Raw genomic sequence first — 14113 nt, forward strand, 5'->3', positions numbered from 1 at the left:
TTTGCAAATGTTTTTATAATACGCCCGCTTTTTCAAAATGTTTTTTTATCAGTTTTGAAGCAACCAGGCTTCCGACAAAACCGCAAAATGTAGTAAAAGCAACGATGAAAATGATCCAATAAGGGACGGTAAAATACCTAACGTATGAGTCGATATATTCTTGGCTCATTCCGCTTGAAATAGCAAAGGCATAATAAGCATCCCAGAAGAACCATATCGGAAGTAAATTTGTTCCATTAAATAACAGGCTGGAAACCGTCCATGCAGCTGTAAGCCTGCGCTGATTTTGATAGGCTCCTTGTTTCCATAAAACAGCTTCGCATATTAAACCGATAACAATGTAATACGGTAATAAATACCAGTTTCCCATTATTAGAAAAATGATGCCGAGAAGCGTCATGTAGATTAAAGACACACCCCGTTTTCCCACCCGTTGTACCATGAGAAAATAAACCGGTGCGCAGATAAATACGGAAAAGCCGACTGATAATGTCATGCTGACAAAATGATTTGCCATGCACACCATATTTACAATGAATTGCATAACGATAAGAAGAGCACTTAATAAAACCGTAGTTATTACATCTTTTATCGTCCATTTGGCTGTTTTGTTCATTTGAATCTCCTAATTTCCTGTGTATTCTATATTTTTTGCTTTTATCGTGAACATAGGTATAGTTTTATATCTCTTTGCCTGAAAAGGGTCCAGATATTTATCTTTGGAAAGGATGCTGCTCATAATTTGCTTAAAGCCGATTTTTTTCAGAAGCTGTTCATCCCATTCAGGGCGATTTATATAGGCAAGCGGAAATTTTTTTAAAATATTTATCATCTGTTCATCATGATAATAATCTCTGAATTCGCCGTATTGCTTAACAAGCTCCGCTTCGTATGATTTGAACTTTTCAAACTCATCTGCATTCCATATGGGTTTAAGCCAATTAGCATCAATGTTCAGCATGGTCCCATCAGGCTTTAGTATTTTTTTCCATTCTTTGTATACGGTTTCCGGTGAGGTGAATAGCCATGAAGCATGTCTGGAAACTACTGCATCAAATAAGTGTTCAGGAAAACCCGTTGAATGAGTATCTTTAAGCAAAAAGGTAATTCTGTCTGAAAGCCCCAATTCTTCAGCCGTTTTTTTACCTTCTTTAAGCATCGCTTCGTTGCTGTCTATGGCGGTAACTTGCCAGCCGTCTTGTGCAAGTAAAATGGCTAAAAAACCTGTACCGCACCCTGCATCCAAAGCTTTCTTTCCCTTGCAGTCCCTGAGATTTTCTTGGAGCAGTTTTTTCCATTCGCTTCCGGTATCCTTTAATTCCTGCATATGAAACATTCGCATATTTTCTGCCTGTTCAGACCATTTTTTCATTAAATCATTTATATCCATTGTTTTCCTCCGGTTGTTTCTTCACGGATGTCGGCAAGGTTTTTTATTTTAAGCCTTCCGATAAAAAATAGCAACGCTATTTTTAGTATACATAATTTCTTTTAGATTGTCAAGATAAATAAAAACTTATTTTAAAACTTAAGTAATCCATATTGTCTGGAATACTGATAATTTATAAGTGAATGTCAGATTTATTTATTAGTAATATTATACTCCATTCTTTCTATTGCTTTTGCATGAATTCTATCATGCCATATCAACCGCCGCAGAATTTTTCTAATGGACCAATCTTCTTCATCATTCTTAAATACTCTATTTCCTTCTTCTTTGTATTTTTTTATCAGTTCATCAATACTATTTTTTCGTCCCTTTATGATATCAAGATCTATATCTGCTTTTAAACCTACTTGTCCTAAGTAATATTGTTGTACATTACATATATGTTTATATTGCTCAAAGATTGTAGAATATACATTTCCATAAAATGTCTTTCGTACTTTATTATCATCGATTACATTTTTGTTATTGCATTTGTTGTAAATGCTATAAACCTTTTTTGCCGATAAAAAAGCTAATTCACATTCACGATAAAAATCATTTTCATTCTCATACTCTTTTTTTTCTATTTCAAGAATAATATTACTATCAGCATCTTCAATCATCAAATCGCTATGTACAATTATTTCATCAACTTTGTCACCTTCATTAACTTCTATATCTAGCCATTGTCCGTATTCTTTAATTTCTCTTTTATATTTATTTCGTGCTTCTTCTAATGTTTTGCCTCGAACATAGGCACCGGGGAGATTTTCTATCCAACCAAGAAATCCTTTTCCATTAGTTTCGTATACTACTTTCATAAAAATATTCCTTTGCTTTTAATATTTTTTCTATTTTTCATCGCCATGCATCCGTCTAACATTTGCTTAACCTGCAAACGAGCTCAGTCCTATTTGTCTGTTTTGAAGCGGGTATTAGACACTGTGTTATTCATTTATATAGTTAGAAATCTCATTAACTTTTTCTTTTATAAGCCTTTTATTTTCAATTTCTATATTATAGTTACTTGGATTTGTTGTCATTAGTATTAATTCTATGAATTCTTTATTACTTAAACAATTATAATCTTTATCAAAATAAAATTTTGATGCATCAGCAAGTCCAATTATTCCATTTCCAAAATAGGCATTTGAAATCACATAGTTATAGCAATCTTTATATTTAATATTGTTTTTAATATTTCTCATAGTGCCAAAAATTATAATTCTCCAATCCATTGTTGTAATTTTTTTATTTCTTTCATCATTCGTTGCAAAATAAAATGTTGCCATTATGTATGCCATTCTATTTTTTGAAGAAAAAAGATCTATAATTAAAGGATGTTTTTTGAATTTCGGATTTTTATTATTTGTGTAAATATAACTCACAATTTCTATTTGCTTTTCAGTTAGTTCAATTGTAGTTTTATTTTGTATATTTTCATACTTTATTTTTAAACCTTTCTTATTAATATATATATTCGAAAAAATATATAAGCAAAAACAACACAATAACATAAATAAAAGTAAAGAAATAAATATTTTTATAATTAAAGATTTTATATTTTTTTTACTTACTGCTAATTCCATTTTTTCCCTTGCAACCCCGCTGGGGGCATCCGTCTAACATTAGTTTAATCTGCAAACGGGCTCACTCCTATTTGTCTGCTTTGAGGCGGATGTTAGATTTTATTATTGTTTTGATTAACTCTGTACTCTTCATCTAGCAAATACATCATTATAAAATCCGAATATTCGCCATTATTGAAGAATCCATCCTTTTGTTTACCCTCTTCTTTGAATCCTATACTTTTCCAGAACCTTAATCCTCTTTCGTTACATTCCACAACTCCAATTGCTATTCTATGGAAATTTAAGCTATTAAAACCATATTCAAGCATTAAGTTTGCGGTTTCTTTTCCATAACCTTTATCCCAATAATTTCTGTTCCAAATCATTAGCGAATAATCTGCCGTTCTCCATGGCATAAAAATTCTTAAAAAACCTGTTTCTCCAATTATTGAATTTGTTTCCTTATCAATAATTACAAACCAGATCCTGTCATCTGTTTTTTGACATCGATCATAAAAGTTATCCATTTCTCTTTCAGTTATTGGATATACTTCTCCGCTTAATACTCCTATTTCTCTATCTGACATTAACTCAGCCAATTTTTTAAGATCATCTTTTTGGACCGGGCGAAGTCTTATTCTCTCACTCTCCATAAAATAACTCATATTATTCCTCGCATACATTTTAAATAAATATTTTCAGCGTTAAAGCGATTGTTAGATTTTATAATTATCAAATTGTGTACCTATATCTTTCTGCGTACTTGCTTAATATTTCATTTATCATTGTTTGGTATTTTACATTATTTTTCTTTGCTGAAGCTTTAAAAAATGCAACGCTTTCACCATCAAGCGTTATCGTAATTTTTACTTTTTCAGATTTTCTTATTAATCTGTCAGGAGGTGGTAAAAAATCATCTATCCTTTCCGATAATGATATTGACTCAGCTACTTGTTTAGGAGCATCACTATATTCTGTTTTCTTCTTCATATTTTCTTTTTCCTTCTCTCCAATATCCGGCACCTATTATCCTAATATTCTCATTACGCAAGGTAAAACGTACCGTCAATATTTTATCTTCAACTTTACCAAGACAAAAATATCTTTTCTCTTTATCCGAATGTCTTTCATCATATAATATAACTCTATTTTTATCAAAAAAAGCTTCCTGAGCTTCTTCAAATGAAACATTATGTTTTCTTATATTTATTTCATTTTTATTCTTATCCCATTCAAATGTAATAGTATATTATACATACTTTTTGCAATATTTTCAATACATATATTTTTATTTTAGAAAATAATATTTTATATAGTTATACTACTGTTTTATAATACTTGACTTTATAACAATATTTTTCAATCAAAGAAAACATTATAGGTCGGTTCTGCACAAACTTTTCCGCAAGCGATTAGCTTGTCAATCTAACGGGCGTTTAACCTGTATTTGCGGCTTGCCCGCAATGTCAGGTTGAAGCGGGTGTTAGAAATCTTTTTATCCGTATTAGAACATTCCGATAAATTCTTCCGGCAACAGGACTTTTATTTCTGCATTTTTGTAGTCTTCAATATTTCTGATTATTATATATTCGCATTGATTCTCTACAGCTGAGAAATATTGTAATGCATCCTCAAAATCAGAAAATTTTGATTTTAGTGCGTTTAATACATTCTGGTGATCGATTGTTATTACAGTTATATACTTAACTATATTTACTATAAATTTTCGTGCCTTACTATTCCCCCCTGATTTTCTCAATATATAATAAATATTGGCGATACAATTCGATGAAATATTCCCGATAATAATATTATTTTCTGCCATTGCTAATATGATTTTACTAGCAGAAAAAAATGGTTCTCGAGCTAATGCAACATCAAGGATAATATCGGTATCAATAAAAACTTTTTTTATCATAAATATTTATCCTGCAATGCTTCACTGAGCATATCTTTATAAGATTTTCCATTGTCATGAAACATTCCCGAAATACTATTGGTTATCGGTGATTTCATTTTAGAAAAAGAAGTACCTATTTCATGATTGGTTACGATATTTTTCAGATACTCTTCTACAATTCGAGAAACACTCCTATTCTTTTTTTGAGCATATTCCTTTGCTTGTTCTATTACAGATTGCTCTATAGTCAATGTAAGCTTTGCCAACATATATCACCTCGCACGTATAATTATAGTATATAAATACGTATAAGTCCATAAGTGTATACTTTATAATCAAAAAGGACATCTGTTTATCTTAGTAAAAAAAATTAATTCATATTCTTTATAAAACATATTATTAAAATTCAGCAGTCGAATAAAAAAGTAATTTTAGAAAATACTGAATTAGTACGCAAATAGCGGTTATCTAATCTGCGATGCTTCTAGTTTGCTTGAACTCCGTACTTAAGAAACCGTAGTATTTCAGCAGGCGATATTAAATCACAGCAGGCAACTTTCGTGACAAGACAAATGTCAGCATCGAATCGGGTGTTAGACCGTTATTATCTTAAAACTTTTTTAAAAGCTCTACTAGATTATAGATTATTGTATTAGGTTTTTCTTCTATATTCATTTTCCAATATTGTCCATATCCTTGTTTTATCCATATTGTTTTCATTCCAATTTCTTTTGCCGGGACAATATCATTATCAATCCGATCACCTATCATATAGGATTTTTCTGCTTTACATTTACTTCTTTCCAAAGCAATATTAAAAATTCTTTTATCTGGTTTTGCAATTCCTTCTTCTGCGGACGCTACAACTAATTTTATATATTTTAAAATTCCAAATTTTTCTAATCTTTCAGAACTTCCAAAATCTTGATTTGCTATTATTCCAATATTATATTTTTTACTAAGTTCTTCTAGGACTTTTTTTGTTTCCGGATATAATTCTTCAAGTCTAAAATTCCATTTAGGTAATTTTACACAAAATTCTTTTGCAACTTCCAAGTCCCCTTTCTTATTATTCTTATAATAATTAAGAATTTTATCATATATATATTCATATTTATATCCTGAAGATTTTGCTATAGTTTCAAACCTTTCCTTATAAACCTTTTCTTCATTTATAAGAGTTGATCCTATATCAAAAAATAACCATTCAATATTTTTATACATTTTTATCTAAGCTCCTATAAAATAGCTATCTCTATGTTTCACTTCAAAGGTATGTCGCCATAACGGACGGCAGCTTCGCAGCTCAGGGAGCAGTCCATATAACTGCCGCTTAACCTGCATTTGCGGCTTGTCCGCAATGTCAGGTTGAAGCGGGTGTTATGTGATCCTTTCATTTAATTTATTATCTATTTCTTTAATAAAATTATAAATTAAATCATATGTTTCTACTAATTGTGGTTTTGAAATATTTATCTCTTTATTATTTTTATCTTTTCCATTCCTATGAACCAAATCATGTCTAATTTTAATTCTCTGCATAATTTCACCCATATTATTAGGAATATCTATATCAAATATTATTTTATAAATATTACTTATCTTTGGTAAATTATGATACATTAGCTCAAATAAATCATCTTTTACTCTCTTTTGTAATTTATCCATTTCTTTATATATATCATTTAGGTTAAATGAAAGTTTGTGATAATCTTTGAAATTTTCAACAAAACGTTTTAAGTACTGTTCATTATTAAAAATAGAATTTATAATGGCATCCGAAAGATAGGTTTCTAAGCAGGTTATAAGATTTACAAACAAAAGTTTATTTAATGTTTCTATTAATTCTGGTTTCAAAATATCATTTTCAAAGAGTTTCTTATTTGATTCCATCTGATTACAAAAAGTATCAAAATATTTTGAGTTACTTTCAACAATTTCTGAATAATCTTCAAAATATTCATTCTCACAATCTTCGATTTCTACTTCTGTACTTTCATCCAAATCATCACTATATAATTCTCCACCACAAATACTTGCACTTAAATTAATTGAATATTCTTTATGACAATTTGGACATTCAATATAAGTAGTATCTAACTCCAAAGTTGCAGAATGAGTATCTTTTTCTGCCATTAAGTTTGGAGTTGGAATATTTTCTAAAATTTCCTCTATAGGTTCTTTGCATTTACAACAATTAAATCTTAATATAATACTTTTTGTTGAAAAAATATTAAATTCACAACTAAACATTTAATTTTTTCTCCTGCTTAACTTTTATTAGAACAGTGTGTGGTACACATAACACCCTTTCGCCCCTTCCTTACTATAGCATAAAAACCAATAATTTGCAATCTAAACTGCTGTAAAACAAAAAATCACATCTTTCTATGATAATATGAATAGGATAAATAAACAGCTGGCAGATTAGGCCTATCCTCACTAAACGGAACAAAGAAAAATCACATCCTGTCTATAGGGCTTTGAATGCCTAGACCGCCGCGGTTTAGGCCATGAGTTTAAAACCTCTTCACTGATTTTGTCTTAGAATGAAAACAGAAGTCGCATTTTGTTCCGCCCATTCCTAATGTTTCGCTTCTTTTGAATTTCATTTTTTTTATATTTCCGAATACGATGTGATCGCACAAGCAAAATATTTCACAGATTTCAGGACAGTTAAAATGGGTGCAGGTATCACACCAAAGACATTTTAAAACATCCGTAGAATACTCGCTGGAATTGTCGGCTAAAGTTTTACTTATCCAAATTTCTTCGCCGGTCATTCCTGTTCGCATAAAAAAGCGGAACAGTCCAAAAAAGCCGGGAATGTGAAAGAGCGATTCCAATATACGGTGGAATTTTCCGGCAAGATAAAAGGAATATTCTTTTACCAATTCTTTTGCCTCTTGCGCAGGAATCCCGTTGTCGATAAAAGTTTGATAGAGCGCTATGTTGGATATGATACTGGCCTTTTGACGCTGCTTTTGTTTTTTTGTCCATGCGCCCCGATCGAGTTCTTGAATAAGAAACTGCATTTTTTCTTTATGCGCTGCGTCGATATGCTCTAATATATGAGGTGCTAATTTCCCTGAATAGAATTTTTTATATTTCATAGTTCTCTCCGATTAATCTTCCATGCGATTGCTTCTTCGCGAATGCCGACAAAGCGCCGGTACAAGCCTTTCTGCTGCATCAGTTCGGTATGGGTGCCGCACTGTACAATGCGGCCTTCATCAAGCACGACAATTTGATCCGCCTTGCGTACCGTATTCAAGCGGTGTGCGATCATTATCAGCGTTTTATTTTTCGTGAGTTCTTCAATTGCTTTTTGCAGTTCATATTCATTTTCGGGATCGACGCTGGCGGTCGCTTCGTCCAAAATGACAACAGGTGCATCCTTGAGAATTGCCCGCGCGATGGAGATACGCTGCTTTTCTCCCCCCGACAAGGTTGCGCCGCTTTCGCCGATGTGCGTTTGGTACCCGTCCGGCAGCGCAGAAATAAACTCGTGACAACATGCTTTTTTTTGCTGCGGCAATCACTTCGTCCATCGTTGCATCCGGCTTACCGAAACGGATATTGTTTTCTATCGTATCTTCAAACAGATATACCTGCTGAAACACAATAGAAAAATTTTTCAAAAGGCTGTCGCAGGTATAATCTTTAACATTGATACCGCCGAGTAAAATCTCACCCTGATCAACATCCCAAAAGCGAGCGATTAAATTACACAGCGTTGTCTTACCCGAACCGGACGGACCGACAATCGCGCAGCTCGTTTTTTGCGGTACCGTAAAACTTACATTCCGTATCGTTTCTTTTGTTTCATTTTTATATGCAGTATTTTTATTCGTAGTATTTGCATCGTAAGCATCTTTATCATACGAGAATGAGATGTTCCGAACCGTAATATCATAATTGTTTGGAATATGACCCGTGCCGTGTTCATCCAAAAGCGGCATATCGGAAATTTCTTCCAACCGGTCAAGCGATGCCTCTACAACCCGCGCAACAGCCGCCGTACTTCCGGCAAGTTCCACGGTTGCATAAATCGTAAAACTCGCAACCGCAAGCAACAAACATTTTTCCGGCGTTATTTCTCCGTACAGTAAAAGATACGGAGCGGCAATCAATATCGCGGCTCTGATCACCTTGAACACGGTTTGAAAGGCAGCAGCTAATTCCGAAAAAACTTTTTCCAAAATGATATTCGCCGCAGCGCTTTCAGTAATTGCAGTATCCACTGTTTTACCGGCACGCTCTCCAAGTCCAAACGCTTTTACCACGGCCATCCCTTGAATATATTCCAGAATACCGGTTACGAGCTGAGCCTGCGCTGCCTGCCTGCGGGGAGAATAATGTTTCCCTGCTTGTTGCGTTTTTGCATAAATGAAGAATGAGATACAAAGCCCCGCCAGCATCAGCAGCCCTATTCTCCATTCATACGTTAAAAGCCATACGTTGATAACAAAGGCGTGGATAAATCCGCCCGCTACCGATTCAAGCACCGTTACTGCGCTTGTTTCAAGATCGCCGAGCGTAGTGGTAACCGCTGCGGTAATATCTCCTAATCGATGTTCGCTGAAATATCCCATCGGCGCACGCTTTAATTTTTCACCGAAGTTCATCCGCCACTCGCTGCACATGGCGAAACTCCCCACGGTTCTATTTATCGAAGATATATTGATAAAAATTATTTTCCCAACGACGCTGATCAACATAATTGCAAGCGACACCCAAATGGTTTTATACGGCATCGTATTTCCCGAAAACGATGACACTATTCCTGCAAGCACCGTGAGAATTGCCATAATCGGGATCATTTCAAAAAATGAATTGCAGAGATGAAAAATAAAAGAGAGTATCAGCCTTCTTTTTTCCGTACCTGAAAAATTCAACAATCGTTTAAACATATTAATCATACAATTTCTCCTAAAGCAGCGGTTGAAGTTAAACCGTTCTCCTTTTTGTCGCTTACGCTGATGTGCGCATTCCACAAGGAGTGGTACAATTCGCAGGATTCCAAAAGCAATTGATGACAACCTTCCGCTTCGATCTTTCCGTGATTCATAACGATAATTTTATCCGCCGCCGTGATAGTCGAAAGTCGATGCGCAATCACGATGAGGGTTTTGCCCGCTACGAGTTCCCCGATGGAACGCTGAATAACCGCTTCGTTTTCAGGATCGGTAAACGCTGTTGCTTCATCCAACACAATGATGGGGCTGTCTTTCAGTATAGCCCGTGCGATTGCAATGCGCTGCCGCTCTCCGCCCGAAAGATTATTGCCTCCGTCTCCCGCAACCGTATCATAGCCTTGAGGCAGTGAGCTGATAAAATCGTGGCAGCTTGCCTTTCGTGCAGCCTGTTCTATTTCGGCATCCGCAGCGTCCGGTTTACCCAGCCGGATATTTTCCCGAATAGATAAGTGAAACAAATAGTTATCCTGCGAAACATACCCAACCTGTTCCATCGCTTGCGAAAGAGGCATCTTCCGTACATCGCAGCCGCCGATCATAACCGAACCTGCGCTTGCTTCCCAGAACGATGCGATTAAGCGGGCAACGGTCGATTTCCCCGAACCGGACGGACCGACAAATGCGGTCATCCCATTCGGCACTGTTTGAAAGCAGAGGTCATGCAGCACTTCCGTATCGTTATTCGTAGTGCTGCGATCCGCACCGTTATTATCCGCTGAGCTATATGAAAACGACACATGTGAAAACTCAATGGTGTTTCCCGTAAACGGTATCGGATTTTTGGGACGGTTCATTTCTTCCGCTTCCAAAAGCGCGGCAATTTCTTTGACCGTAGAATCCACCATTGCAAGACTGTCCGTATAACGCAGTGCCTGAATGAGCGGTGCGATAAGCCCCAGCGACAAGATGATACAGGAGATAAAATTCCCGGCGGATATGCTGCCCTGTATAAAGAACCACGTACCGAGCGGTAACACGCCCAGCAAACTTGAAGGCGCAATCGCCATTCCGGCAGCGTAGTAGGGATTGGTCTTTTTAAACCATTCCGCTTTAGCATTTTCATTTTCCGTTATCGCCTCGGTATATTTCCGATACGATGCAGTGCTTTGGTTAAAAGCTTTTATCACTTCAATTCCGCCTATGTATTCAACCGTAGCAGCATCCATATTTTTTCCCGCGGTGAGCACTTTTGTATACCGTTTTTCATAGTCCTTCATCATTCCCATATAGCAGAGGAGACCGAGCGGAAAGGTTGCAAACGCAATAAGGGCTAGTCGCCAATCCAGATAAAAGAAGTAGAGCAGCATCAACAACGGAATCAGCAAGTTTGCCGTCAGCTCCGGTATGATATGAGCGAGCGGCAGCTCCAGCTTTTCTACCGTATCGACCAGCATAGTTTTGAACTTACCGGATGGCGTGTCCAATATAAAACCCATCGGAACGCGTGAAAGCTTTGCCGTCAGCTGCATACGGATGTTTTTGAGCACCGTAAATGCGGCGCGGTGAGACCGTATCGTGGAAAGCGTGGATAAACACAGCTGCCCCAGATAGCCTGCAAGCGCGATAAGCGCAGTTAAAGGAACCGCTTGGAGGGTATAATTCCGTGCGCATATCCGGATGATAAGACCGGAAACGGCAAGGTACGGCACAATCCCCGCCGCTGCCCCAAAAACCGCAAAAATCACGGAGCTTGCCAGAAGACCCTTGCACGGTTTTGCAAGAGCGAGTAAATACTTCAAAGAACTTTTTTGCTCCGCCTGTTCAGCGTCTTTCATTATTTTCTCCTACTAAATAAAATAGCAGTGCTATTTTATTTAGTATACATAATTATTTTTTAACTGTCAAGATAGCAATGCTATTTTTTTTAATAATTTACCGAGTATTATTATCAATATATAGTAGAAAAAAATGAATTTAGGATGATATAATGCCGGCAAATAGTGAAAAATAGGGTAATTCCTGTGGATATTATTGAGAATTTATGGTATAAAAAGAAAAGAATATTTAGGGTAAGTTATATGGAGGGAACATATTTTATGCACAATGGGATATCTATAGGAAAAGGCATTTTGTGGGTACTTGTTTGGTTTGGCTTTATGATCTTGTATACTATTCTTGATGTTTCGATATGGAGAAAGATAGCCCCTGAACATAGCAGAGTTTTGAACATAATTACTGTTATTTTGTGTATGACTATATTCCTTATTTTACTAATGAAAAGAACAAATTTCAGACCTAATTTATTTACGAATATTTCTTTTCAAGGATTAATATTAGCTGTAGGCTGTTCCATATTGTTCTATTTCCTTTTAGATAAAGGATTAGATCCCATATTTGAAAGTTTTTTTCCATCAAGCAGAGAAAATTATCAACAAATCATTCAATCAATAAGAACTTCACCAATTATCGGTTTAGTTGATTTTTGCATACTTGCACCTATTCTTGAAGAAATCTTAATGAGAGGATTTCTGCTTGAGGGGCTATCAATAAATTATGGAAAAATTGTTGCCTTACTTATATCTGCAGCACTCTTTGCTATGCTCCATTTCAATATAGCCCAAATAGTTCCTTCATTTATTTGTGGTGTGATTTTAGGCTTACTTTATTTTCATACAGGCTCAATATTTTCTTGCATACTTGCTCATATGGGATACAATTTAATTGCGTACAGTGTGATAGTTTTACCCATATATAACAAATAATGGAAGAACTGAAAAGTACAGACTACCGCTAAAACTATAATTATAAATTTTCTGTTATTTGATTAAATATCCTTTTTCAACGGCTTTTTCCAATAAGAGCAGAACAAAATTCCATATTTCTTCAGAGCCGTCTTTAATATGCATATTTTTATTTATTACCATATCATATGTTATATTATTTTTTTTCCAAGAGTAACCTTCAGACATATAATTTTGAATTATCGGTTCCAATCTATCAAATACGGAAGCAAATTTTGCTTCATTTGTTTTTCTTTCTTCAAATTCTTCCCATAAGCTTAAAAAATATTTTTTTTGATCCGGTTCCAATAAACCGAAGATTCTATCCGCAGCTTTTTTTTCATTATTATAAGATTCATCTCTTTGTGAAGAATATAAAAAAGTATCTCCTGCATCTATTTCAACAATATCATGGATTAATAGCATTGAAATAACTTTTTCAATATTAACTTCAAAATCGGCATATTCTTTTAACAAAATACACATTATTGAAATTGTCCAAGAGTGTTCGGCATCATTTTCAAATCTTTCGGAATTAAATAATTTTGATTGCCGGAAAATATGTTTAACCTTATCTATTTCTATAATAAAATTGAGTTGATTAACTAATTTATCATTTTGATTAAAATCAATTAAAAATGCTCCTATTCTTTTTGAATCCATTTTTTTCTCCTATTTCTTCACCGGAGGTATGCGGCTTAAATTAAGTCTATCTATATTATATTAAAAAACCGGTTTCTTCAAGTAATAAAACTTCTTGTCAAACTTCTTCAATACATTATTTTTTCTTTATAATTTTTCCTATAAAATGTGTTATTGCAGCAAGCAAAGACAAAATTGCAAAATAATCAACAAAAAACAGAATATATCCTTTTTCAAGGTTGAGGAAAAAGAATTGTTGTTGCAAGATTAAATACCGCCATACTCCGCGAGTGATAAAGGCGTGTAAGCCGTAAATGCAAAGGAGGGCTAGCATGATTCTGCATACGAGTATCTTTGCCCGTCCCGCATTTGTCATTGTCCGGCTTGACCCGGCAATCTTTTTCGCAATCATCCCAGCGTGAAGTCCGATATGAAACGACATAAACATAAAATACCAGTGACTTGCCAAAAGATGTACAATCCGTGCAAACCCAAGACCGATTTCAATTCCTAAGAATGTAAAAATATGATTTGAAAGAATTATTCCGCTTATCATTAAAAAGATAACACAAACAAAAATCCCGCAGTTTATTATTGTTTGCATAATACGGAGGCTGTTGTATTTTCCATGAAACATTGAACCGTACCATTTTCTGTTCAGTGTAATATGAACTGCCCACAGTACAAACAGAGCAGCCCCTATTATTTCATGTACAATATCAGCCGGAAATAAATACGCTCCTCCCATTAATATAATGGAAAGAAGCGTCATTACGATGTCAAGCGGCATTCTTAGTTTGTTGATCGTCATTTTCTTTGCAGTCCGTTTTTGTTCAGCCAAAAAGTATCACAATAGAATAAAGCGTTTTTTT

16 protein-coding genes and 1 pseudogene are annotated in these 14113 nt (G+C 34.9%); 1 reads left to right on the forward strand and 16 read right to left on the reverse strand.

Going from position 1 to position 14113, the window contains the following annotated elements:
• Positions 1 to 13: 13 nt before the first annotated feature.
• The 14 genes and pseudogenes from JO40_RS05260 to JO40_RS05320 form a co-directional block, all read right to left on the reverse strand.
• Positions 14 to 616, reverse strand: a complete 603-nt coding sequence (locus tag JO40_RS05260; protein ID WP_044978425.1) for an MptD family putative ECF transporter S component — start codon at positions 614 to 616, stop codon at positions 14 to 16.
• Positions 617 to 625: 9 nt separating this feature from the next.
• Positions 626 to 1390, reverse strand: a complete 765-nt coding sequence (locus tag JO40_RS05265; RefSeq protein WP_044978426.1) for a class I SAM-dependent methyltransferase — start codon at positions 1388 to 1390, stop codon at positions 626 to 628.
• Between the two features lie 191 nt (positions 1391 to 1581).
• The gene (locus tag JO40_RS05270; RefSeq protein WP_044978427.1) at positions 1582 to 2250 is read right to left on the reverse strand and encodes a hypothetical protein; all 669 of its coding nucleotides are present in this window, start codon (positions 2248 to 2250) and stop codon (positions 1582 to 1584) included.
• Positions 2251 to 2376: 126 nt separating this feature from the next.
• Positions 2377 to 3018, reverse strand: a complete 642-nt coding sequence (locus tag JO40_RS05275; protein ID WP_044978428.1) for a transglycosylase domain-containing protein — start codon at positions 3016 to 3018, stop codon at positions 2377 to 2379.
• Between the two features lie 92 nt (positions 3019 to 3110).
• Complete coding sequence (locus JO40_RS05280) at positions 3111 to 3665, reverse strand: GNAT family N-acetyltransferase (RefSeq protein WP_044978429.1); 555 nt, start codon at positions 3663 to 3665, stop codon at positions 3111 to 3113.
• 67 nt (positions 3666 to 3732) lie between these two features.
• On the reverse strand, positions 3733 to 4023 hold the full coding sequence (locus JO40_RS05285) for a BrnA antitoxin family protein (RefSeq protein WP_044978430.1): 291 nt from the start codon (positions 4021 to 4023) through the stop codon (positions 3733 to 3735).
• The gene (locus tag JO40_RS13105; protein ID WP_002666393.1) at positions 3968 to 4243 is read right to left on the reverse strand and encodes a BrnT family toxin; all 276 of its coding nucleotides are present in this window, start codon (positions 4241 to 4243) and stop codon (positions 3968 to 3970) included. The genes JO40_RS05285 and JO40_RS13105 overlap by 56 nt, the downstream gene beginning before the upstream one ends.
• Before the next feature lie 261 nt (positions 4244 to 4504).
• A complete protein-coding gene (locus JO40_RS05290; protein WP_044978431.1) occupies positions 4505 to 4918 on the reverse strand; it encodes a PIN domain-containing protein in 414 nt (137 codons plus the stop codon).
• Positions 4915 to 5169, reverse strand: coding sequence for a DUF6364 family protein (locus JO40_RS05295; protein ID WP_044978432.1), 255 nt, complete (start codon positions 5167 to 5169; stop codon positions 4915 to 4917). The genes JO40_RS05290 and JO40_RS05295 overlap by 4 nt, the downstream gene beginning before the upstream one ends.
• A gap of 340 nt (positions 5170 to 5509) precedes the next feature.
• The gene (locus JO40_RS05300) at positions 5510 to 6124 is read right to left on the reverse strand and encodes an HAD family hydrolase (RefSeq protein ID WP_044978433.1); all 615 of its coding nucleotides are present in this window, start codon (positions 6122 to 6124) and stop codon (positions 5510 to 5512) included.
• Between the two features lie 156 nt (positions 6125 to 6280).
• The gene (locus tag JO40_RS05305; RefSeq protein WP_044978434.1) at positions 6281 to 7153 is read right to left on the reverse strand and encodes a HEPN domain-containing protein; all 873 of its coding nucleotides are present in this window, start codon (positions 7151 to 7153) and stop codon (positions 6281 to 6283) included.
• A gap of 266 nt (positions 7154 to 7419) precedes the next feature.
• Positions 7420 to 8013, reverse strand: coding sequence for an L-2-amino-thiazoline-4-carboxylic acid hydrolase (locus JO40_RS05310; protein ID WP_044978435.1), 594 nt, complete (start codon positions 8011 to 8013; stop codon positions 7420 to 7422).
• Positions 8010 to 9822 (reverse strand): annotated as a pseudogene (locus tag JO40_RS15180) (ABC transporter ATP-binding protein). Before JO40_RS15180 ends, JO40_RS05310 begins: the two are co-directional and overlap by 4 nt.
• Complete coding sequence (locus JO40_RS05320) at positions 9819 to 11654, reverse strand: ABC transporter ATP-binding protein (RefSeq protein WP_044978436.1); 1836 nt, start codon at positions 11652 to 11654, stop codon at positions 9819 to 9821. Before JO40_RS05320 ends, JO40_RS15180 begins: the two are co-directional and overlap by 4 nt.
• A 261-nt stretch (positions 11655 to 11915) precedes the next feature.
• Between JO40_RS05320 and JO40_RS05325 the strand changes: the two genes are divergently transcribed.
• Positions 11916 to 12581: a CPBP family intramembrane glutamic endopeptidase gene (locus JO40_RS05325; protein ID WP_044979718.1), complete on the forward strand. Its 666-nt coding sequence runs from the start codon at positions 11916 to 11918 to the stop codon at positions 12579 to 12581.
• Between the two features lie 54 nt (positions 12582 to 12635).
• On the opposite strand, the gene JO40_RS05330 is transcribed toward JO40_RS05325, so the two are convergent.
• Positions 12636 to 13262, reverse strand: a complete 627-nt coding sequence (locus JO40_RS05330) for an HD domain-containing protein (RefSeq protein ID WP_044978437.1) — start codon at positions 13260 to 13262, stop codon at positions 12636 to 12638.
• 115 nt (positions 13263 to 13377) lie between these two features.
• On the reverse strand, positions 13378 to 14082 hold the full coding sequence (locus JO40_RS05335) for a DUF4405 domain-containing protein (protein ID WP_245609024.1): 705 nt from the start codon (positions 14080 to 14082) through the stop codon (positions 13378 to 13380).
• Between the last annotated feature and the right edge of the window lie 31 nt (positions 14083 to 14113).

The sequence above is a fragment of the Treponema putidum genome, from assembly GCF_000755145.1.
Lineage (GTDB): Bacteria > Spirochaetota > Spirochaetia > Treponematales > Treponemataceae > Treponema_B > Treponema_B putidum.